The sequence below is a fragment of the Kitasatospora phosalacinea genome, from assembly GCF_000717185.1.
Taxonomy (GTDB): Bacteria; Actinomycetota; Actinomycetes; order Streptomycetales; family Streptomycetaceae; genus Kitasatospora; species Kitasatospora phosalacinea_A.
On record NZ_JNYE01000065.1, the window covers coordinates 1 to 20158 of the forward strand.

Annotated in this window: 20 protein-coding genes; 8 read left to right on the forward strand and 12 right to left on the reverse strand. The window is 75.4% G+C overall.

What is annotated here, in order from left to right; all coding sequences use genetic code 11:
* Positions 1-39: 39 nt before the first annotated feature.
* Entirely contained in the window at positions 40-669 is a 630-nt protein-coding gene (locus tag OO57_RS25080) for a response regulator (RefSeq protein ID WP_033254914.1), read from the reverse strand.
* Between the two features lie 76 nt (positions 670-745).
* Positions 746-1945: a sensor histidine kinase gene (locus OO57_RS25085; RefSeq protein ID WP_033254915.1), complete on the reverse strand. Its 1200-nt coding sequence runs from the start codon at positions 1943-1945 to the stop codon at positions 746-748.
* A gap of 276 nt (positions 1946-2221) precedes the next feature.
* Here OO57_RS25085 and OO57_RS25090 point away from each other — a divergent pair, with 276 nt between their 5' ends.
* Complete coding sequence (locus tag OO57_RS25090; protein WP_033254916.1) at positions 2222-2779, forward strand: GlcG/HbpS family heme-binding protein; 558 nt, start codon at positions 2222-2224, stop codon at positions 2777-2779.
* Between the two features lie 120 nt (positions 2780-2899).
* Here OO57_RS25090 and OO57_RS25095 read toward each other — a convergent pair whose 3' ends face one another.
* Positions 2900-3346: a DUF7144 family membrane protein gene (locus tag OO57_RS25095; RefSeq protein WP_324606798.1), complete on the reverse strand. Its 447-nt coding sequence runs from the start codon at positions 3344-3346 to the stop codon at positions 2900-2902.
* A gap of 213 nt (positions 3347-3559) precedes the next feature.
* Here OO57_RS25095 and OO57_RS25100 point away from each other — a divergent pair, with 213 nt between their 5' ends.
* The gene (locus tag OO57_RS25100) at positions 3560-5305 is read left to right on the forward strand and encodes a SpoIIE family protein phosphatase (RefSeq protein ID WP_051778220.1); all 1746 of its coding nucleotides are present in this window, start codon (positions 3560-3562) and stop codon (positions 5303-5305) included.
* 7 nt (positions 5306-5312) lie between these two features.
* Here OO57_RS25100 and OO57_RS25105 read toward each other — a convergent pair whose 3' ends face one another.
* Both OO57_RS25105 and OO57_RS25110 read right to left on the reverse strand, forming a co-directional pair.
* A complete protein-coding gene (locus OO57_RS25105) occupies positions 5313-6347 on the reverse strand; it encodes a serine hydrolase domain-containing protein (protein ID WP_033254917.1) in 1035 nt (344 codons plus the stop codon).
* Between the two features lie 79 nt (positions 6348-6426).
* On the reverse strand, positions 6427-6825 hold the full coding sequence (locus OO57_RS25110; protein WP_033254918.1) for an ACT domain-containing protein: 399 nt from the start codon (positions 6823-6825) through the stop codon (positions 6427-6429).
* A gap of 491 nt (positions 6826-7316) precedes the next feature.
* On the opposite strand from OO57_RS25110, the gene OO57_RS41465 reads away from it, so the two are divergent.
* Positions 7317-7979, forward strand: a complete 663-nt coding sequence (locus OO57_RS41465) for a PadR family transcriptional regulator (RefSeq protein WP_081973945.1) — start codon at positions 7317-7319, stop codon at positions 7977-7979.
* Positions 7980-8001: 22 nt separating this feature from the next.
* Here the strand turns inward: OO57_RS41465 and OO57_RS42885 are convergent, their stop codons facing one another.
* The gene (locus OO57_RS42885) at positions 8002-8217 is read right to left on the reverse strand and encodes a hypothetical protein (RefSeq protein WP_106974101.1); all 216 of its coding nucleotides are present in this window, start codon (positions 8215-8217) and stop codon (positions 8002-8004) included.
* 417 nt (positions 8218-8634) lie between these two features.
* On the opposite strand from OO57_RS42885, the gene OO57_RS25125 reads away from it, so the two are divergent.
* Positions 8635-9333: a bifunctional DNA primase/polymerase gene (locus OO57_RS25125; protein ID WP_033254920.1), complete on the forward strand. Its 699-nt coding sequence runs from the start codon at positions 8635-8637 to the stop codon at positions 9331-9333.
* A 27-nt stretch (positions 9334-9360) separates the two neighbouring features.
* Here the strand turns inward: OO57_RS25125 and map are convergent, their stop codons facing one another.
* Positions 9361-10206: a type I methionyl aminopeptidase gene (gene map, locus OO57_RS25130; protein ID WP_033254921.1), complete on the reverse strand. Its 846-nt coding sequence runs from the start codon at positions 10204-10206 to the stop codon at positions 9361-9363.
* A 129-nt stretch (positions 10207-10335) separates the two neighbouring features.
* Here map and OO57_RS25135 point away from each other — a divergent pair, with 129 nt between their 5' ends.
* Positions 10336-10560, forward strand: a complete 225-nt coding sequence (locus OO57_RS25135) for a hypothetical protein (RefSeq protein ID WP_033254922.1) — start codon at positions 10336-10338, stop codon at positions 10558-10560.
* A gap of 7 nt (positions 10561-10567) precedes the next feature.
* Here OO57_RS25135 and OO57_RS25140 read toward each other — a convergent pair whose 3' ends face one another.
* Both OO57_RS25140 and OO57_RS25145 read right to left on the reverse strand, forming a co-directional pair.
* On the reverse strand, positions 10568-11863 hold the full coding sequence (locus tag OO57_RS25140; protein ID WP_033254923.1) for an MFS transporter: 1296 nt from the start codon (positions 11861-11863) through the stop codon (positions 10568-10570).
* 139 nt (positions 11864-12002) lie between these two features.
* Entirely contained in the window at positions 12003-12581 is a 579-nt protein-coding gene (locus OO57_RS25145; protein ID WP_033254943.1) for a hypothetical protein, read from the reverse strand.
* A gap of 47 nt (positions 12582-12628) precedes the next feature.
* Between OO57_RS25145 and npdG the strand changes: the two genes are divergently transcribed.
* Positions 12629-13345 (forward strand): NADPH-dependent F420 reductase, encoded by a 717-nt coding sequence (npdG, locus tag OO57_RS25150; protein WP_033254924.1) that lies wholly within the window; start codon positions 12629-12631, stop codon positions 13343-13345.
* 159 nt (positions 13346-13504) lie between these two features.
* Entirely contained in the window at positions 13505-13711 is a 207-nt protein-coding gene (locus OO57_RS25155; RefSeq protein ID WP_033254925.1) for a hypothetical protein, read from the forward strand.
* Positions 13712-13727: 16 nt separating this feature from the next.
* Here the strand turns inward: OO57_RS25155 and OO57_RS25160 are convergent, their stop codons facing one another.
* Complete coding sequence (locus OO57_RS25160; protein WP_033254926.1) at positions 13728-14543, reverse strand: site-2 protease family protein; 816 nt, start codon at positions 14541-14543, stop codon at positions 13728-13730.
* A 382-nt stretch (positions 14544-14925) separates the two neighbouring features.
* On the opposite strand from OO57_RS25160, the gene OO57_RS25165 reads away from it, so the two are divergent.
* Entirely contained in the window at positions 14926-18279 is a 3354-nt protein-coding gene (locus OO57_RS25165; RefSeq protein WP_033254927.1) for an AfsR/SARP family transcriptional regulator, read from the forward strand.
* Positions 18280-18286: 7 nt separating this feature from the next.
* Here OO57_RS25165 and OO57_RS25170 read toward each other — a convergent pair whose 3' ends face one another.
* Positions 18287-19114, reverse strand: coding sequence for an ABC transporter permease (locus OO57_RS25170; RefSeq protein WP_051778221.1), 828 nt, complete (start codon positions 19112-19114; stop codon positions 18287-18289).
* A complete protein-coding gene (locus tag OO57_RS25175; protein ID WP_033254928.1) occupies positions 19111-20094 on the reverse strand; it encodes a daunorubicin resistance protein DrrA family ABC transporter ATP-binding protein in 984 nt (327 codons plus the stop codon). Before OO57_RS25175 ends, OO57_RS25170 begins: the two co-directional genes overlap by 4 nt.
* Positions 20095-20158: the final 64 nt, after the last annotated feature.

Genomic DNA, 20158 nt, shown 5'->3' on the forward strand with positions numbered 1-20158 from the left:
GTGGGCGGGGGCGGGAGTGGGCGGGGTCGGTGGGGTGTCTCAGCGCAGCAGGCGGCGCTCCTTGGCGATGGCGACCGCGCCGGAGCGGGTGTCCACGCCGAGCTTGGCGTAGATCCGGCCGAGGTGGGTCTTCACGGTGGCCTCGCTGATGAAGAGGGCCCGGGCGATCTCCTTGTTGCCGAGGCCCTGGCCCAGCTGGGCGAGGATGTCCTGTTCGCGGTCGGTGAGTTGGGGGAGCGGGGAGCGCATCTGGGCCATCACCCGGGACGCGATCGGCGGGGACAGCGCGGGACGGCCCGCCGCGGCGGCGCGGATGGCGGCGAACAGCTCCTCCGGCTTCTCCGCCTTCAGCAGGTAGCCGGTCGCGCCCGCGTTGATCGCCCGGCTGATGTCGGTGTCGGTGTCGAAGGTGGTCAGCACCAGGACGTGGCTCGCGCCCGGCCCGGCGAGGACCCGCCGGGTGGCCTCCACGCCGTCGATGCCCTCGCCGAGCTGGAGGTCCATCAGGACCACGTCCGGCCGCAGGGCGGCGGCCAGCGAGACGGCCTCCTCCCCGGTGCTGGCCTCGCCGACCACCTCGATCGCCGGGTCGCTGGACAGCAGGGCCAGCAGCCCGGCCCGGACCATGGCGTGGTCGTCGCAGATGACCAGCCGGACGGTGTCGTTCATGAACCGCTCCTCTCGTGTCGCCGTCGGCCGACGCTACCGGCCGGGGGCAGCGGCCCGCGGCTCACCGGCCCGCGGCTCACCGGCCCGCCAGGGGGATGGCCGCGGAGACCACGGTGCCCTCGCCCGGGGCGGACTCGATGGTGAGCGTGCCGCCGAGCTGGCGCAGCCGGGCCCGCATCGCGGGGAGGCCGTGGCCCCGGCTGCCGCCGGCCGCCCAGTCGGTGCGCTCGTCGCGCCCGAGCCGGCCGACCAGGGCGGGGGCGAAGCCGCGGCCGTCGTCCGCGACGTCCAGCACGGCCTGGTCACCCAGGTAGGAGAGGGTGATCGAGGCGTGCTCGGCCCCGGCGTGCTCCCTGGTGTTCGCCAGCGCGCCCTGGGCGATCCGCAGCAGGGCGGACTGGGCGGCGGCGGGCATCGGGGCGGCCCGGCCGTCCAGGTGGAAGCGGACGGCCAGGCCGCTCTCGGCGGCCTCCCGGTCGGCCAGGGCCTGCAGGGCGGCCTCCAGGGTGCCCTGCTCCGCGAGGTCGGCCGGGGCGAGGTCGTGGACGAAGCGGCGGGCCTCCGCGAGGTTCCGCGCGGCGATCGCGGCGGCCGTCCGGACGTGGTCGAGGGCGGCCGCCGGATCCTGCCGCCACGTCCGTTCCGCGGCCTGGAGCAGCATCTGCTGGCTGGACAGGCCCTGGGCGAGGGTGTCGTGGATCTCGACGGACAGCCGCTCCCGCTCGGCGAGGGCGCCCTGGCGGCGCTCGACCGCGGCCAGCTCCCGCCGGGTGCGGACCAGGTCGACGATCAGCTTCCGCTGCCGGGCGCCCTGCCGCTGCATGTGCAGGAACACGGCGGTGGCGAGCGCGGCGACGGCCGGGGGCAGCAGCAGCATCGTCGGGTCGAAGCCGCCCGGCAGCCGCAGCTCGGACACCACCACCAGCACCGTCAGCGCCGTGACCAGCGGGATCGCGGCGCGCGGCGGCAGCGCCCGGAGCACCGTGTACACCAGCGGGACGGCGCACCAGGCGAAGCTCGGCGCCATCAGCACCAGCACCGCCCAGCTCGCCAGCACCGCCGCCAGCCAGGCCGGGCGCCGCTCGGACAGCCCCGACAGGTGGCCCACGGCCAGCGCCAGGCTCAGCCCCACCACCCAGGGCGTCAGCGGGCTGGCGAGGTGGTGCGCCAGGTACCGGGCGAGCGAGGTGCCGAGCAGCAGCAGGAAGGCCAGCCGCATCACGACGGTCAGCCAGCCCGCGTCCGGGTCGACGGCCCGGGACAGGGGTTGACGCATCACGGCCGCCTCCTCCGTTCCTCCGTAGTCCTCCGCCGCCGCGCGGTGGACGTGCTCCCGCGCGTGGTGGACGTGCTCCTACGCATGGTGGACCGGGACGGAGGCCCGCACATCCACCGATCGGTTGACACGGATGTCCTCCATCATGCTCCGCGGAGCGAGCCGGTCCGCCGATCCGGGGAGGGGGTGCCGGGGCGAACCATGGAGGGCGAGGCCGGAGAGCACAGGGATCCGGCGCCGAACCGGAACCCCCGATCCACGAAACAGGAGCCGAACATGAAGAAGCTGAGCACCCGCACCCGCGTCGTCACCGGTGCCGTTGCGGTCGCCGCGGTCGGAGCCAGCGTCGTCGGCGCCGTCACCGCCAGCGCCGAGACCCCGAACGCGGCCCCCGCCACCGCGGTCAACTCCGACGTCCAGAACAAGAACACCTTCCAGTCCACCCACCTGTCGGTCGCGGCCGCCACCAAGGCCGCCCAGGCCAGCCTGGACGCCGCCGCCAAGGCCGGCCAGAAGGTCTCCGTCGCCGTCGTCGACCGCAACGGCAACGGGATCGTCGAGCTGCGCGGCGACGGCGCCGGCCCGCAGTCCTTCGAGTCGGCCGAGCGCAAGGCCTACACCGCGGTGTCCTGGAACGCCACGACCTCCGAGCTGACCAAGCGCCTGGCCCAGGCCCCGAACCTGAAGGACATTCCCGGCACCCTGTTCCTGGGCGGCGGCGCCCCGGTCCAGGTCAAGGGCGCCCCGATCGCGGGCATCGGCGTGGCCGGCGCCCCCAGCGGCGACCAGGACGAGCAGTTCGCCCGGGCCGGTGTCGAGGCGCTCGACAAGTGACCCCCGCCAACGAGTGACGCACCGCGGGCCCGCTCCGGCACGGAGCGGGCCCGCGGTGCCCCGGCGCATCCCACGCATCCGGGCACGTCCGGTGCGTCAGGCCGGTGGTGCGTCGGCCGTTCAGTCCTCCCGGTAGACGGCCAGCGCCCAGATCACGAACACGTCCAGCGCGATGGTCACCAGGGACCACAGCGGGTAGTACGGCAGGTCCAGGAAGTTTCCGATCAGGCCGAGCGAGACGAGGAAGATACCGGTGATCCTGGCCCAGGCGGCCCCCTTGATCACGAAGAAGCCGACCAGCGCGATCAGCGCGCCGATCACCAGGTGGATCCAACCCCAGGAGGTCAGGTCGAACCTGAAGACGTACCGGGGCGTGCTGACGAACACGTCGTCCTCGGCGATCGCCATGATGCCGCGGAACACCTCCAGGATGCCGCCCACCAGCATCAGCACACCGGCGAACAGCACCATCCCGGAGACCCAGCCCTTGTTCTGCGGGGCCCGGGCGGCACCGGTGCGTGATCCGGCGGGCGGCGGCGTTGCGGTCGGACCGACAGACGAGCTCATGGAACCTCCTAGGCCGAAGCAGGTCTTGCCCCGACCCTCCGCCATCGCCCGCCCCCGGGCATTCGGGCGACTCCATCCGGGTGAACGCGACCGCCCCCGCCGGGCCGCCCGGCACCGGATCGCCCGAAGCCCCGCCGCTGTGTTTACTGGGTTTACTGGTCACAGTGCCGGGTCCACGGTGCCCGAGCACCCCGGTGAGGAGGTGCGCCAGCCATGGCCGACGAGCTCTGGAGCGCCCTGCCCCGCCCGCTGCGCCAGGTCCTGGACGGCACCCCCGCCGGAATCGCCGTCCTCGACACCGACCTGCGCTACCGCTACGTCAACCCCGCCCTGGCCGCGATGAACGGCGTCCCCGCCGAGCGCCACCTCGGCCGCACCATCGCCGAGCTCCTCCCCGACATCGACGCCCGGGAGGAGGTGCTGCACGCCGTGCTCGCCGACGGCCGCGCCCGCGAGACCACCTCCAGCGGCCACACCCGGGCCGCCTCCCCGCTGCGCCGCCGCTACTGGCACGGCGCCTACCACCGGATCGACGCCGAGGACGGCCGCCCGCTCGGCCTGGTCGGCATCGTCCTGGAGGTCACCGCCTCCCGCGAGCAGCAGCACGAACTCGAACAGGCCAGGTCCCGGCTGGCCCTGCTGGACGCCGCCGCCACCCAGGTCGGCACCACCCTCGACGTCGACACCACCTGCGGCGAACTCGCCGCCTTCCTGGTCGAGCACCTCGCCGACGCCGCCAGCGTCGAACTCCTCCCGCACCCCGACAGCCCGCACGCCCGCCCCCGCCCCGACGGCGGCCGCCGACTGCGCCGCGCCGCGCTGGCCGCCGCCCCCGCCCTGCTCGCCGCGGTCCGCCGGTTCGGCGACCGCGGCGAGCACGTCGACTACCAGCCCGGCTCGGCGATCCCGCGCTGCCTAGACAGCGGCCGCCCCGTCATCGAGAACCTGCTGGGCGACGAGGAGCTGAGCCGCTCCGCCCCCAACGCCGAACGCGTCGCGCGGTACCGGGAGATCGGCATCCACTCCGGCATGATCGTGCCGCTCACCGCCCGCGGGCACCGGATCGGCACCGTCAGCCTGATGCGGGCCGACGGCTCCCCGGGCTTCACCGCGGACGACGCCGTCGCCGCCCAGGACCTGGCCGGCCGCACCGCGATCACCCTCGACAACGCCAGCCGCTACAGCCGCGAGCACGCCGTCGCCGTCGACCTGCAGCGCGCCATGCTCGCCGAACCCGGCCGCCCCCACCCCGACGTCGACGTCGCCTTCCGCTACCGCCCGGCCGGGACGGGCGCGCTGGTCGGCGGCGACTGGTACGAGACGGTGGCGCTGCCCGACGGCCGCACCGTCCTCGCCATCGGCGACGTGATGGGCCACGGCATCGAGGCCGCCACCCACATGAGCCACTACCAGGCGATGCTGCGCGCCATGGCCCTGGTCGAACCCACCGCCGACCGGCTGCTGGCCCGGCTTGACCACCTCGCCTGCGAGGTCCACGACTACCGGCCCTCCACCTGCCTGGTGGTCTACGCCGAACCCGCCCGCGGCCGGTACGAGCTGGCCAGTGCGGGCCACCTGCCGCCCGCCGTGGTCCGCCCCACCGGGGAGCTCGCGCTGCTCCCGGTCGAGCCCGGCCCCCCGCTCGGCACCGGCCTGAGCGGCTACGTCCCGACCACCGTCGTCCTGCCGCCCGACCACACCCTGCTGCTGTACACCGACGGGCTGGTCGAGCGCCGCGACGAGGACATCGACCGCTCGCTGGAGCGGCTCACCGCCCTGCGCCTGCCCCCCGGCGCGGGCCCCGCCCCGCTGCTGGACGCCGTCCTGGCGCACGCCCCCGCCCCCGCCGAGGACGACATCGCGCTGCTCGCCGCCGCCCCCGTCGCCCCGCGCCCGGGCCGCCGCCGCGGGGAGGTGCTGACGGTGCTGTCCGGCGGCCGCTGGAACGCGCGGCGCTGACCGGCCGTCAGGGCGCGCCGGGCAGCAGGACGCGCAGGGCGAGGGCGCGCAGCGCGGCCAGTCGGGCGCGGTCCCAGCCGTGGTAGACGGCGTTGCTGCACAGCACCACGTAGCGGCGGGTGCGCGGGGCCAGGTAGAGGCTGGTGCCGGTGAACCCGTGGTGGTACGCCACCGAGCCGTCCGCGGTGACGATCCAGGCCAGGCCGCGGTGCAGGCCGGGTTCGACGGGGGTGCGCGGGCGGCGGCTCAGTGCGAACCACTCGGGCAGCGGGCCGTCCGCGCCGAGCAGGTGCTCGGCGAAGGCGGCCAGGTCGGCGGCGGTGGAGAACACCCCGGCGTGCCCGGCCACCCCGCCCAGCAGGGCCGCGCTCGGGTCGTGCGGGACGCCCCACGTCCGGGGCGCGCCGCGCAGCCGCTGCTCGGTCGGGGCCAGTCGGGCGTCGCGCGGCAGCGGGCCGTACGCGGTGGCGGTCAGGCCGAGCCCGCGCCAGAGCCCGTCGGCGAGTTCGGCCAGCGGGCGGCCCAGCAGTTCGGGCAGCAGCAGGCCGAGCAGGATGAACCCGCGGTCGACGTACCGGTGGTGGGCGCCGGGGGCGGAGACCAGCGGTTCGGCGCACAGGTGCTCGGCCAGCGGCCGTCCGGTGTGCTCGTACCGGGCCAGGCCGGTCCGCGGCAGGATTCCGGAGGTGTGGCTGAGTAGTTGAGCAGCGGTCAACTCACTGCCCGGGGAGGGGAGTTCCGGGAAGGCGGCGCGCAGCGGGGCGTCCAGGTCGAGGCGCCCGGCGCGGACGGCGGTGCCGACCAGCGGCCAGGTGGCGAGCACCTTGGTGAGCGAGGCCAGGTCGTAGCGGGTGTGCTCGTCGGGGCGGACGTCGCCGCACTCCGGGGCGACCACCCCGCGGCCCGCCACCGCCCGCCCGGCCCCGGCCTGCCCGACCACCAGCACCCCGCCCGGGAACTGCCCGCCGTCCACCGCCTCCCCCAGCACGGCGCCCAGCACGGCGGCGGTGGCGTCCACCCACTCCTGCGGTTCGGCCGGCACGGTGCCCCCTCCTGCGGAATCCTCCCCGGATTGTCACCCGCCCCGGGCGCCGCGGCCAGAGCGCCCGGCCGACGCCTCCTCAGGAACGGGACGCGGCGAGCGAGTCGAGCGCCTCGACGGCGCGGTCCGCCTCGTCCACGGGCACGAACAGGTGGTCGTGGTGGAAGCCGGCCACCACGTTGCAGCTGATCCCGCGCTCGGCGAGCGCGGCGGCGACGGCGGCGGTCAGCCCGACCGCCTCCAGCGCGGAGTGCACCCGCAGGGTCAGCCAGGCCGCGACGTACCCGTACGGCAGGCCGAGCGCGTCGGCCTCCTCCTGCGCCACCACGAAGGTGACCCCCTCCGGCTCGGCCACGGTCACCACCGGCCGCAACCCGGCGGGCACCCGCCCCGGGAGGGTGCAGTACACGTAGCGCCCCGGGTTGCGGACGGGGTCCAGCCCGGAGAGCAGTTCGTCGAGGTCGCGTTCGCCAGCCATGACGTCACGCTAGTGCGTGCCCCCGCCCCGACGGGGGAGGCGGTCCGGTCCGGGACCGTTCGATGGAGGGAACTCCGCCACCGCCCCCCCCGGGGGGGGAGGGGTACGTGCCGGAACGGGACGCTGCCGCGCGGCCGGGCGTGGTGCCCGGCGGCCGGGGTACGACGGGGACGACGTTCGCCGCCCTGTGCGGCGGGTTCGCCCCGCGCCCCTGGGACGGGCCGGAGTTCGAGCACGACGCCTACCAGCGGTTCCACCGGCGTTCGCTCGCGATGGGGCGGCTCGACGAGAGGGCGGGCGGAGGCGGGTCGGGACCGTGGGCGATGGACGACGCGGGGCGGGAGCACCCGCCCGCCGCGGTCTCCGGGGCCGCTGCTGTCCAGCGTCGTACGGAACGGGGTTGTCTTCCGATAGTTAGCGATATATCGTCGAGATATCGGGATGCTTCGATAGGTGGAGCGTCCGTTTCTCGTGGAAGACAGGTGTTCGTCATGCGGTACGACAAGCGTTTCGGTGGAGAAGGTCGGCGTCGCTGGGCCGAGGGCCCGGGGCGGCCCGGTGAGGGGAGTGGCGAGTTCGAGGTGCGGGCGGCGTTCGGGCCGTTCGGGGCGCCGGGGCGGCCGATGCCGCCGTTCGGGCCGGGGTTCGGGCCGCGCGGGCGCGGGTTCGGCGGGCACGGGCCGCGCGGGCACGGGGGCGGGCGGCGCGGGGGGCGGGCCAGGCGCGGTGACGTGCGGGCCTCGTTGCTCGCGCTGCTGCGGGAGCGGCCGATGCACGGCTACGAGATGATCACCGAGATCGGTGAGCGCACCGGCGGGGTCTGGCGGCCCAGCCCGGGGTCGGTCTACCCGACGCTCCAGCTGCTGGAGGAGGAGGGGCTGGTCAAGGCCAACGAGGAGTCCGGCAAGAAGCTGTTCGAGCTGACCGAGCAGGGCCGGGCCGAGGCCGAGCAGGCCGGGGCGTCCCCGTGGGACGAGGCCGGCCGGCGGGACGACTGGGAGGCCGTGCAGGAGGTCGGCGCCGCGCTCGCGGCGGTGGACCACGCGGTGCGGCAGGTCATGATGACCGGCACCGAGGAGCAGCGGACCAAGGGCCTCGCGGTGCTGGCCGAGGCGAAGAAGAAGCTGTACCTGATCCTGGCCGAGGAGGCCTGAGCCCGACCGGGGGCGCCGGGCGTCAGGCGTCGGGGTCGTACTCGTAGCGCCAGCGGTACCGCCCCCTGGCGTCGTGCTCCTTGGCGCGGCGGTAGACCAGGGTGGTGGCCGGGGTGTCCCCGTGCGCGGGGACGGGCACCCGGTAGACCTTGGGGACGTGGTGGGTCATGCCCAGCAGGACCGGCAGGACCCGGCCGTCCAGCGGCCCCCCGACGAACTCGGTGTCGGCGCTCTTCATCCGACCAGGGTAGGCGCGGCGCGGAGCGTCCGGTGCGGGCGGGTGTGTCCGTTCCGCAGCGGGGGTGTGGAGCGGGTGTGACGGGGGCGGCACCGCCCCCGGTCATGGGGAGGGCTCCGGGAGCCTTATCCTGCTACGTACGCCCCCGGGGTCGACCCGGGTCCGCGGGCCCGTACGGGCCGGGTGGGGTGCGCCGTGGTGCGCCCGCCCGCCGAGCGCGACTCCCGTGCCTCCGTACCCGCCCCCCGGACGCCGGCCGCCCGGAGACCCCGGTGCGGGTCGGCGGCAGGACGCCCCCGCGCGGTGCACCCCTCCGGGAAGCAGTGCGCCGCTCCGTGCGTTGGCGTCGGTTGTTGCGTAGGTGGCCGTGCCGTACCTGGCACGGCAGCTCAGGCAGGTGCGTGCGGAAGGGGCCAGATGCAAGCCAGCAGCAGGTGGACGTCCTGGTGGCGGCGGGGCGGGCGGGGCCGTCCGGAGGCCGCCGGAGCGGACGCGGCCGCGCGGCTGGACCTGCTGCTGGGGGCGGCCGGGGCGGGGTTCCCGGTGGCGCCCGCGGCGCACCCGGCCGGGCACCGGTGCTCGTGCGACCGGGTCGGCTGTCCGGCCCCGGCCCAGCACCCGCTGTCCTTCGCCTGGCAGTCCCAGGCCACCACCGACGCCGAGCAGTTGGCGCGCTGGCTCTCCCGGGACCCGGAGGCGAACTTCGTCACCGCGACCGGCCGCGCGCACGACGTGCTGGACGTGCCGGCCGAGGCGGGCGTGCTCGCCCTGGAGCGGCTGGAGGCGCTCGGCGCGGTCGGCCCGGTGGCCGCCGTCGGTGCCGACCGGTACCTGTTCTTCACCGCGACCCGCGGCACCCCGCAGGACGAGGACGAGTGGTGGACCAGCGCGCTGGACTCCACCCCCGACACCGTCTCCGAGCACCCCGGCCTGCGCTGGCACTGCCGCGGCTCGTACACCCTCGTCCCGCCGGCCGCGCTGCCGGACGGCTCCGAGGTGCGCTGGCTGCGCGGTCCCGAGCACCCGCTGCCGGACCCGCTGCGGGTGCTGGACGTGCTGACCGACGCGTGCACGGAGGTCGGCGCGGTGGCCCAGGAGCAGTGGCTGATCGGCTGAGGCCGCCGCCGTGCCGGGGCCGTGCGCTCAGGGCAGGGTGAGGATCTCCGCGCCGTCCGCGGTGACCAGCAGGGTGTGCTCGAACTGGGCGGTGCGCTTGCGGTCCTTGGTGACCACCGTCCAGCCGTCCGGCCAGACCTCGTAGTCGTAGGTGCCCAGGGTGAGCATCGGCTCGATGGTGAACGTCATCCCGGGCCTGATCACCTCGGTGGCCCGGTCGCTGTCGTAGTGCGGGATGATCAGGCCGGAGTGGAACGAGGTGTTGATGCCGTGGCCGGTGAAGTCGCGCACCACGCCGTAGTCGAACCGCTTGGCGTACGACTCGATCACCCGGCCGATCACGTTGACCTGCCGGCCCGGCCGGACGGCCTTGATCGCCCGGTTCAGCGCCTCCTCGGTGCGCTCGACCAGCAGTCGCGACTCCTCGTCCACCTCGCCGCACAGGTAGGTGGCGTTCAGGTCGCCGTGCACGCCGTGGATGAACGCGGTCGCGTCGATGTTGACGATGTCGCCGTCCTGCAGCACGGTCGAGTCCGGGATGCCGTGGCAGATCACCTCGTTGACCGAGGTGCAGATCGACTTCGGGAAGCCCCGGTAGCCCAGGTCCGACGGGTACGCGCCGTGGTCGCACATGTAGGCGTGGGCGACGGCGTCCAGCTCGTCGGTGGTCACGCCCGGGGCGATCAGCTTCGCGGCCTCGGCCATCGCCCGCGCCGCGATCCGCCCGGCGATCCGCATCTTCTCGATCGTCTCGGCGTCCTGCACCTCGGGGCCGGTGTACGGCGTCGGCGCGGGCTTGCCGACGTACTCCGGACGCGCGATGTGCGCGGGGACCTTGCGGGTGGGGGACAGCGTGCCGGGTACCAGAGCCATGACGGCGAGTGTATCGGCCGCCACCCGTCCGGACCCGGCCGCGTGTACGGCCGCCGCGGCGGGAAAGGATCACCACCGACCGCCGCGGCCCGCCGCCGCGGCGCCCACCGCGGGACGGGAGAGCAGACGATGGTGTTCGGCCGCAGCAAGCCCACCGGGCAGCCGGGGGAGTGGTTCTACTGCATCAGGCACGGCAAGGTCGAGGAGGGCCCGGAGTGCCCGGCCAAGGACCGGCTCGGCCCGTACGCCAGCCGGGAGGAAGCCGCGCGCGCCCTGGAGACCGCCGCCGAGCGCAACCAGGAGTGGCGCGAGGACCCGCGCTGGAACGACGGGGAGCCCCGCGAGGAGGGCTGACGGCGGCTCAGGAGACGCCCGCGGCCTGGCGCTCGTGCTGCTCGCGCACCGCCAGCGCGTGCGGGTCGGTGCGCGAGTCCCAGGCCAGCAGCTTCGGGACGGCCGCGGTCAGCGCCAGCACGCCCGCCACGCACAGCAGGCCGCCCGCCCAGATCGAGCCGCGCACCCCCACCAGCGCCGCCATCCCGCCCGCCCGGACCTGGCCCAGCTGCGGGCCCACCGAGTACGAGAGCACCTCGACCCCGGCGAGCCGCCCGCGCAGCTGGTCGGGGATCGACTGGTTCCAGATCGTCGACCGGGCCACCCCGCTGACCTGGTCCGCCCCGCCCGCCACCGCCAGGAACAGCAGCACCAGCCAGACGTTCCCGACCAGGCCCGCCAGCGCCATCGCCGCGCCCCAGCCGAGCGCCGCGAACAGCAGCATCCGCCCGTGCCGGTGCACCCGGGCCGTCCAGCCGCCGGTCGCCGCCACCAGCAGCGCCCCCGCCGCGGTCGCCCCGTACAGCAGGCCCAGCGCCCACTCGGCGTCCAACTCGGCGGCCAGGAACGGGTACAGCGCCACCGGGTAGGCGAACAGCATCGCCACCAGGTCGATCGCGTACGTGCCCAGCAGGTCCTTGCGGCTCCAGGCGTACGCCAGGCCCTGGCCGATGGTGCGCAGCGACGGGGCCTCGGCGCTCTCGGCGGGCGGCACCGGGCGCATCCGGGCGATCAGCGCCAGCGAGAGGAGGAAGGTCAGCAGGTCCAGCGCGTAGGCGCTGCGGGCCCCGGCGAGCGCGACCACCACGCCGGCCAGCGGCGGGCCGGCCACCGAGGCGACGTTGCGGTACAGCGAGTTCAGGGCGAACGCGGCGGGCAGCTGGTCGTGCGCCACCACCCGGGGGACCATCGAGTCCAGCGCCGGGCGCTGGAGCCCCGCCAGCGCCGCGGTCAGCGCCGCGACCAGGTAGATCGGCCACAGCAGCGGGTGCGGCAGCAGCGAGTTGGCCAGCATCAGCGCCGCCAGCAGGGCCAGCCCGGCCTCGCTCAGCAGCACCAGGCGGCGCCGGTCCAGCGCGTCCGCCAGGGCGCCGCCCCACAGGCCGAACACCACCAGCGGCACCAGCTCGAACGCGCCCACCAGGCCCACCGCGAAGGTCGAGCCGGTCAGCTCCTTGATCTGGATCGGCAGCGCCACGAAGGACAGGAAGCTGCCGAAGCCCGTGACGCACCCCGAGGCCCAGAGCAGCCGGAAGTCCCGGGAGGCGCGCCAGGGCGCGAGGTCGGGGAGGAGTCGGCGGAGGAAGGGAGCGGTGCTGGTCACATGGCCAGATGCTGCGTCACCGGGACGGAACGGGGCAACCGGTTTTTCCCGCCACGGACACGGCTGCGGCCACGGCCACGGCTGCGGCTGCGGCTGCGGCTGCGGACACGGCCACGGCCGCGGACACCGGGACGGGCGGCTACCAGCGCAGCACCGGCGAGGCGGTCAGCCGCTCCGCCAGCCGGGAGAGCCGGGAGCGCGGCGGGGTGGCCGAGGTGGCCGAGCTGACCAGGTGCTGCACCAGCTCGAAGGGCTCCGGCGCGGCGCCCGGCACGGTGAGGCGCTCGTGCGCCAGGTCGGTCAGCTCCGGGTCGCCGTCGTCCAGGCAGAGCAGCACCGCCCCGGCCCGGCGGGCGTCGTCCAGCCGCTCCAGCAGCGGCGCGTCGGCCGGGCCGGGCGCCACCAGCAGCACCGTCGCGCCCGCGCGCGCCTCCGCGAGCCGGGGCAGGCCGCACGCCAGGTGCTCCGGCGCGCCCGCCGGGACGGCGTGCCGCAGCAGCGTCGGGGCCAGCTCCGGCAGGCCGCCGTACGCGGCCTCGTCGCTCAGGTGCGCCGCCAGGTGCCAGGGCTCGTAGCGGGGGGTGCCGACCAGGAGCAGGCCGGTCGCGCTGCGCCTGGTCACCGAGCCGCGCAGCGCGGTGGCGAAGGCGCCCGCCCGTTCGGGCCAGCCGGTGCCCGCCAGCGACTGCCGGAGTGCGGAAACTCTCACCGCGTCCATGCGCGACAGCATGCTGCCCCGGCGGCGGGTTTGGCAGGATCTTCGCCATGACGCAACCCGATTCAGTGAACGCGACGGCAGTGAACGCGACGGCCGGACCCGGCCGGAACCTGCCCGACGTCTCCCACCTCGTGGTGGGCGTCCTCGGCGGCACCGGCGACCAGGGCCGCGGCCTCGCCCTGCGGCTGGCCAGGGCCGGGCAGCGGGTGGTGGTCGGCTCCCGCAGCGCCGAGCGCGCCGAGGCCTGCGCCGCCGAGCTGGGCCTGGGCATCCGCGGCGCCGACAACGCGGCCTGCGCCGCCGAGAGCGACGTGGTGATCGTCGCGGTGCCGTGGGACGGCCACGCCGAGACGCTGACCTCGCTGCGGACCGAGCTCGCCGGGAAGATCGTGGTGGACTGCGTCAACCCGCTGGGCTTCGACAAGCAGGGCGCCTACCCGCTGCAGGTCCCCGAGGGCTCGGCCGCCCAGCAGGCCGCCGCGCTGCTGCCCGACTCCACCGTCACCGCCGCCTTCCACCACCTGTCGGCGGTGCTGCTGCAGGACGAGAGCGTCGAGCGGATCGACACCGACGTGATGGTGCTCGGCGAGGACCGGGCCGCCACCGAGGTCGTGCAGGCGCTGGCCTCCCGGATCCCCGGCATGCGCGGCATCTTCGCGGGCCGGCTGCGCAACGCCCACCAGGTGGAGTCGCTGGTCGCCAACCTGATCTCGGTCAACCGCCGCTACAAGGCGCACGCGGGCCTGCGGATCACCGACGTGTGAGCCCGGCGCGCGCCGCGGCCCGCCCCGCGCCCCCGGCGCGCGCCCACCCGTCCCGCTCCGAGGCCGCCCCCGTCCCGCCCCGGGGCCACCCCGGGCCCGACCGGCCCGTTCGGTCGGCGAGAATGGACGGGCACACCGCGACCCCGGAGGAGCCCCGCCATGCCCCGCAACGCCCTGTACGCCGCGACCGTCCTCGTCCTGGCGGTGGCCGCCGCGGTGGTCTCGTTCAGCAACGGCAACTGGTACGGCGTGATCTGGGTCCTGATGGCCTGCGTGGCCAGCAACATCACCTGGTACTACCTGCGCAAGGACCGCATCGAGCGCCGCGCCGCGGCCGCGGCCGCCGCCCCCGCCCAGCGGGGCTGACCGCCGCCCCCGCGGCCTAGTAGCCCTTCCAGAACGAGAACATCGCGTGGCCGATGTCGCTGTACGCGATGTTGGCGCCGAACAGGTCGAAGATCCACGACACCAGGTCGTACATCCACTGCCCGACCTCGCTCTGCCACATCAGCGCGAACAGCAGCAGCATGCCGTAGGGCGCGTACGGGGCGACCGCCCGCCGGGTCCGGTACGACAGCCAGGGCTCGATGATGCCGTAGCCGTCCAGGCCGGGCACCGGCAGCAGGTTCAGGATCGCCGCGGTGACCTGGAGGTAGGCCAGGAAGGCCAGCGCCGACGCCAGCGGCGAGACGGGGAAGGCGTACTCGCCGATGACGGAGGGCGTGTCGGTGTCGTTGAACCAGCCCCCGCTGACCAGCACCAGCGTCACCACGCCGAAGGCCACGTTCACCAGCGGCCCGGCCGCCGAGATCAGGCTGTGCTTGAGGCGGCCGGCGATCCGGTCCCGCTCGATGTACACCGCGCCGCCGGGCAGGCCGATGCCGCCCATGATCACGAAGACCACCGGCAGCACGAAGCTCAGCACCACGTGCCCGTACTTCAGCGGGTTCAGCGTCAGGTAGCCCTTGGTGCCGACCGTGATGTCGCCGCCCGCCAGCGCGGTGCGGGCGTGCGCGTACTCGTGCAGGCAGAGCGAGACCATCCAGCCCGCCACCACGAACAGGAACACGCCGAACCGCGCGTTGCCCCAGCCGGTGGCCAGCGCGAAGCCGGAGGCGACCAGGATGGCGGCCATCGCCAGGAAGATCGGGCTGACCCGGTTCTCCGCGCTGCGCTGGCCGGTGCTGGCGTAGGTCATGACGTGGGGGCTCCGGGGTGGTGGTGGGTGCGCTCGCGGCTGCGGTCGCGGACGGGGGGACGGGCGTCCGATCATGCCGCCCACCGGGCGTCCGGGACAAGCGGCCCAGGGTGAACGCACGGGAGCGACCGGACGTTCCGCCGCCCCGGCCGCCGCCGTCCCCGCCGTCGCCCCGCCGCTGCCCGTCCGCTGTCCCTGCCGGCTCGTCCTCGTCCTCGGCCCCGCTTGCCGCCGCCCCCCAGCCACCCCGTCGCCTGTCTGCTGTCTTTGCCGCCGTCCCCGCCACTGTCCCGCCGTCCCCGCTGCCCCACCCGCCGCCGTCCGCCCGGGGATTCCGCACGGGTGTGCGTCCGGGCCCCGGTGCGTCCCGCAGAATGGGCGGGTGCACTACGGCATCCTCGGCACCACCACCGCCCACCACGACGACGGCACCCCGGTCGCCCTCGGCGGCGCCCGGCTGCGCGCCCTGCTGGCCGCGCTGGTGCTGCGCCAGGGCCGTCCCGTGCCCGCCGAGCTGCTCGCCGACGAGGTGTGGGCCGACGAGCCGCCGCAGGACGCCGGTGCCGCGCTGCAGACCCTGGTCGGGCGCCTGCGCCGCACCGTCGGCCGGGCCGAGATCGGCTCCGGACCGGCCGGGTACTGGCTGACCGACCCGCGCACCGACGTCGCCGAGTTCCAGCGCCGCGCCGCCGACGGCGCCCGCGCCCTGCAGGGCGGCGACCCGGCCGCCGCCGCCGAGCAGCTCACCGCCGCGCTCGCGCTGTGGCGCGGCCCCGCGCTCGCCGACCTGCCCGACCGCACCGCCCCCGCCGCCCGGCTGGAGGCCCAGCGCGAGGAGGCCCGGCGGCACCGGCTCACCGCCGCGCTCGCCCTCGGCCGCACCGCCGAGGTCACCGCCGAACTCGCCGAGCTCTGCCGCGACCACCCCTTCGACGAGCAGTTGCAGGCCCTCCAACTGCGGGCCCTGCGCGCGGCGGGCCGCACCGCCGAGGCGCTCGGCCGCTACGAGGAGATCCGGCGCACCCTGGCCGAGGAGCTCGGCACCGACCCCGGCCCCGAACTGCGCACCCTGCACCGGGAGCTGCTCACCGCCGAGGCGCTCCCCGCCCCGGCGCCCGCCCCCGTCGCCCCGGCCGCCCCGCCCGCCCCCGCACCGCCCGCGTCCGGCAACCTCCGCTCCGGGCGGACCAGCTTCGTCGGCCGGGACGGCGAACTCGCCACCGTCGCCGACGCCCTGACCACCGGCCGGCTCACCACCCTGACCGGCCCCGGCGGCTCCGGCAAGACCCGGCTGTCGGTCGAGGCCGGCCGCCGCGAGCAGGACGCCGCCCGCTGGCCCGGCGGCGTCTGGCAGGTCGAGCTGGCCCCGCTGGACGACCCGGCCGCCGTCCCCGACGCGGTCGCCTCGGCGCTCGGCCTGCGCGAGACCGTGCTGCACACCGGCGGCACCGTCGCCGAGGCGATCGAGGGCGGCCGCAAGGACCCGGTCTCCCGGCTGGTCGACCACCTCGGCCGCCGCCGCGTCCTGCTGCTGCTCGACAACTGCGAGCACGTCGTCCAGGCCGCCGCCGACCTCGCCGACCGGCTGCTCGCCGACTGCCCCGGCGTCACCGTGCTCGCCACCAGCCGCGAACCGCTGGGCGTGCCGGGCGAGTGGGTGCTGCCCGTCGAACCGCTGCCCGACCCGACCGCGCTGCGGCTGCTCGCCGACCGCGGCGCCGCCGCCCGCCCCGGCTTCCGCACCGACCAGGACCCGGCCGCCTGCGCCGAGCTGTGCCGCCGCCTGGACGGCCTGCCGCTGGCCATCGAACTCGCCGCCGCCCGGCTGCGCGGCCTGACCCCGCGCCAGCTCGCCGACCGCCTCGACTCCCGCTTCGCCCTGCTCACCGCGGGCTCCCGCACCCTGCTGCCCCGCCAGCAGACCCTGCGCGCCGTCGTCGACTGGTCCTGGGACCTGCTCGGGACGCGCGAGCGCGCCGTGCTGCGCCGACTGTCGGTGTTCGCGGGCGGCTGCACCCTGGAGGCCGCCGAACAGGTCGTCGCCGACGGCGAGCTGGTGCGCCGCGAGGACGTCGCCGACCTGCTGCTCTCGCTGGTCGACAAGTCGCTGCTGGTGGCCGGCCTCGGCGAGCAGCCGCGCTACTGGATGCTGGAGACCATCCACGAGTACGCCGCCGAGCGCCTCGCCGCGGCCGCCGAACCCGGGACCGGCGACCGCCACACCGCGCACTACCGCGAACTCAGCCGCCGCGCCTACCTGAACCTGCACGGCCCCGCCCAGCTCGACGAGCTCGACCGCCTCGACCGCGAGCAGGAGAACGTCCGGGCCGCGCTGCGCCGCGCCGTCGACACCGGCCAGGAGCAGGAGGGCCTGGCGCTGGCCCTGTCGATGGCCGGGTACTGGATGCTGCGCGACTACCGCACCGAGTCCCGCGCCTGGTACGAGGCGGTCGCCGCGCTCGGCCCCGACCCGTACGCGGACGACGCCCCGCCGCCCGTCCCGCTCGCCGCCGGGCCGCTGGACGGGCCGCTGCCGATGACGCCCGACCTGCTCGACGAGGCCCGCCGCCAGCTCGGCCTGTACCGGCTGATCAGCCTGTTCTCCGGTGACATGAGCCTGCTGGAGGACTCCGGCGCGATGGACACCGCCCGGCGCATCCTGGCCGTCTACACCCCCGAACTGCCGCAGTCCTACCGGCAGCCGGTGCTCGGCCGGGTCTTCACCGTCTTCCTCACCGGCGAGATGGAGCGCACCCGCGCGGTGATGGACGACGCGGTGGCCGGGGCCCGGGTGCACGGCGGCCCGCTCGACCTGGCCTTCGCCCTGCAACTGCGCGCCCGGCTGCTCAACGACCTGGCCGGCGGCCTCGACCAGGCGATCGCCGACAGCGAGGAGGCGCTGGCCCTCTACACCGCGCTCGGCGACCGCTGGGGCATGTCCGACGCGCTCTCCGGCAAGGCCGAGAACGCCACCAAGTCCGGCGACGCCGCCCAGGCCGAACTGGCCTTCCGGCAGGCCATCGAGCTGTCCGTCCAGCTCGGCGCGCACCAGGAGGTCCCGATGCTGCGGGCCCGGCTCGGCGAGGTGGTGGCCGAGCGCGACCCGGAGGGCGGCGAGCGGATGGTCCGCGAGGCCGTCGCCGCGGCCGCCGCGGACAGCAGCGACGCCGAGGGCGCCCGGATGTACGGGCGGCTGGTGCTGTGCAACCTGTGCGTGCGGCGCGGCGAGTACGCCGAGGCGCTCGCCGTGCTCGACGAGCTGCCCGCCGACCCGGGCGTTCGCGGCCCCGTCCCCTCGGTGTTCGCCGGCATCGTCGCCTGCATCCGCGGCTGGGTGGTGGCCCGCTCCGGCGACCCGGCGGCCGGCCTGGCGCTGATGCGCGCGGGCCGCCGCACGATGACCGAGTCCGAGGGCGGCGTCCTGGTCTTCGTCGAGCACATGGCGATGATGCTGATGACGCCCGTCGCCGGGGCCCTGGTCGAGTACGCCCGGCTGCACGGCGACCTCGAGGCCGCCCGCCGGGCCGCCGAACTGCTCGGCGCCCACGAGGGCCTCAGCGGCATGCCCGGCTCGTTCATGGAGCGCAGCGAGTACGCCCGCTGCGCCGCCGCCGCCCGCGAACTGCTCGGCGAGGACGGCTACCTGGCCGCGCACGAACGGGGCGGACGCCTCACGCTGCGCGAGGCGTCCGCCCTGTTGAACGATCCCGGCCCGTTCGGCACCGGGGACCGCTGACCCACCGTCAGGTGCGCTTGCGGAAGCGGGCCACCGCCAGCGGCGCGGTCACCACGGTGATCGCCACCGACCAGATCAGCACCGTCAGCACCGAGTTGCCGACCGGCTGGTCGTTGATCAGCGCCCGGCAGGCGTCGGCCAGCGCCGACAGCGGGTTGTGCCTGGTGAAGGCCTCCAGCCAGCCCGGCATGCTGGTCGGCTTGGCGAAGATCGAACTGCCGAACTGGAGCGGCATCATCACCAGCATCGACATGCCCTGCACCGCCTGGGCGCTGCGCAGCGACATGCCCAGCAGCATCGACACCCACATCAGCGAGGAGCCGAACACCAGCGACAGGCCGACCGCGGCCAGCAGCTTCAGCGGCCCGCCGTCGATGTCCATGCCGAGGACCATCGAGAAGCCGATCAGCACCGCGAAGGCGACGACGGCGCGCAGCGTCTCGGCGATCATCTTCGACAGCAGCACCGCGGAGCGCCCGATCGGCAGGGTGCGGAAGCGGTCCATCACGCCGGTCTGGAAGTCGGTGTTCAGGCCGGTGCCCAGCGCCATCGCCAGGTTCAGGCCGGTGGTGCCGAGCAGGCCGGGCACCATGTACTGCATGTACGTGTGCTGGTCGCCGGCCATCGCGCCGCCGAACACGTAGACGAACAGCACGATCATGATGACCGGGATCAGCAGCGCGTCCAGCATCGACTCCGGGTCGGCCTTGATCCGCATCAGGTTCCGGCGGGTCAGCGCGCCCAGGTGGCGCAGGTTCGCGCGCAGCCCGATCCGGGTGTCGTCCGCGTCGGCGCCGGTCGCGGCGGGGGCGGGGCTCAGGGTGGCGGTGCTCATGCGACGGGCTCCTTGTCACGGGTCTGCGCGGGGACGGCGGGCTTGCCGCCGGTGATGGTCAGGAACACCTCGTCCAGGCTGGGCAGCTTGGTGTCGATGCCGGCCACCCCGAAGCCGCGGGTGCCCAGCACCCCGATCACGGTGGTCAGTTGGGCGTCGTCGGTCAGGTGCACCGACAGCAGCTCCGACTCGGCGGAGAAGGTCGCCGGGATGCCCGCCTCGCGCAGGGCGCGCGCCATCTCGGGGAGCTGCGCCGGGTCGGCCGGCCGCACCTGGAGGCTCTGGCCGCCGACCTGGGCCTTCAGCTCCTGGACGCCGCCGTTGGCGATCACCCTGCCCTTGTCGATCACGGTCAGGGCGTGCGCGAGCTGCTCGGCCTCCTCCATGTACTGGGTGGTCAGCAGCACGGTCGAGCCCTCGCCGACCATCCGCTGCACCTCGTCCCACACCTCGTTGCGGGTGCGCGGGTCCAGGCCGGTGGTGGGCTCGTCCAGGTACAGCACCTTCGGGCGGCCGATCATCGACGCCGCGAGGTCCAGGCGGCGCCGCATGCCGCCCGAGTAGCCCTTGGCGGGCCGCTTGGCCGCCTCGGTGAGCGAGAACCGCTCCAGCAGCTCGACCGCCCGGGCCTTGGCGTCCTTGGCGGAGAGGTCGAGCAGGCGCCCGATCAGGTACAGGTTCTCGTAGCCCGACAGCAGCTCGTCCACCGAGGCGTACTGGCCGGTCAGGCCGATGGTGCGGCGCAGCTGCTTGGGCTGGCGCAGCACGTCGTAGCCGCCGACGAACGCTCTGCCCGCGTCCGGCTTGATCAGCGTCGACAGCACCCGCACCAGCGTGGTCTTCCCGGCCCCGTTCGGCCCGAGCAGCCCCAGCACCGTCCCCTCGCGCACCGTCAGGTCGACCCCGTCCAGGGCCTTCGTCTCCCCGTAGTGCTTCACGATGCCGTGGACCTCCACGGCGTTCCGCTCGATTCGTGTCATGGGGACACCGTGCCGGGCCCGGCTGTCACGACGCTGTCAGCCCGCTGTCACGGGGGACGACAGC

What these genes read in the sequence shown, in the direction of transcription:
- OO57_RS25155 (WP_033254925.1), top strand. Translation starts at nt 13,505, where the DNA reads ATGCCCCGCAACGCCCTGTACGCCGCGACCGTCCTCGTCCTGGCGGTG.
- OO57_RS25100 (WP_051778220.1), top strand. Translation starts at nt 3,560, where the DNA reads ATGGCCGACGAGCTCTGGAGCGCCCTGCCCCGCCCGCTGCGCCAGGTC.
- OO57_RS25175 (WP_033254928.1), bottom strand. Translation starts at nt 20,094, where the DNA reads ATGACACGAATCGAGCGGAACGCCGTGGAGGTCCACGGCATCGTGAAG.
- OO57_RS25110 (WP_033254918.1), bottom strand. Translation starts at nt 6,825, where the DNA reads ATGGCTGGCGAACGCGACCTCGACGAACTGCTCTCCGGGCTGGACCCC.
- OO57_RS25090 (WP_033254916.1), top strand. Translation starts at nt 2,222, where the DNA reads ATGAAGAAGCTGAGCACCCGCACCCGCGTCGTCACCGGTGCCGTTGCG.
- OO57_RS25170 (WP_051778221.1), bottom strand. Translation starts at nt 19,114, where the DNA reads ATGAGCACCGCCACCCTGAGCCCCGCCCCCGCCGCGACCGGCGCCGAC.
- OO57_RS25135 (WP_033254922.1), top strand. Translation starts at nt 10,336, where the DNA reads ATGGTGTTCGGCCGCAGCAAGCCCACCGGGCAGCCGGGGGAGTGGTTC.
- OO57_RS41465 (WP_081973945.1), top strand. Translation starts at nt 7,317, where the DNA reads ATGCGGTACGACAAGCGTTTCGGTGGAGAAGGTCGGCGTCGCTGGGCC.
- OO57_RS25095 (WP_324606798.1), bottom strand. Translation starts at nt 3,346, where the DNA reads ATGAGCTCGTCTGTCGGTCCGACCGCAACGCCGCCGCCCGCCGGATCA.
- npdG (WP_033254924.1), top strand. Translation starts at nt 12,629, where the DNA reads ATGACGCAACCCGATTCAGTGAACGCGACGGCAGTGAACGCGACGGCC.
- OO57_RS25145 (WP_033254943.1), bottom strand. Translation starts at nt 12,581, where the DNA reads ATGGACGCGGTGAGAGTTTCCGCACTCCGGCAGTCGCTGGCGGGCACC.
- OO57_RS25080 (WP_033254914.1), bottom strand. Translation starts at nt 669, where the DNA reads ATGAACGACACCGTCCGGCTGGTCATCTGCGACGACCACGCCATGGTC.
- OO57_RS25125 (WP_033254920.1), top strand. Translation starts at nt 8,635, where the DNA reads ATGCAAGCCAGCAGCAGGTGGACGTCCTGGTGGCGGCGGGGCGGGCGG.
- OO57_RS25085 (WP_033254915.1), bottom strand. Translation starts at nt 1,945, where the DNA reads ATGCGTCAACCCCTGTCCCGGGCCGTCGACCCGGACGCGGGCTGGCTG.
- map (WP_033254921.1), bottom strand. Translation starts at nt 10,206, where the DNA reads ATGGCTCTGGTACCCGGCACGCTGTCCCCCACCCGCAAGGTCCCCGCG.
- OO57_RS25160 (WP_033254926.1), bottom strand. Translation starts at nt 14,543, where the DNA reads ATGACCTACGCCAGCACCGGCCAGCGCAGCGCGGAGAACCGGGTCAGC.
- OO57_RS42885 (WP_106974101.1), bottom strand. Translation starts at nt 8,217, where the DNA reads ATGAAGAGCGCCGACACCGAGTTCGTCGGGGGGCCGCTGGACGGCCGG.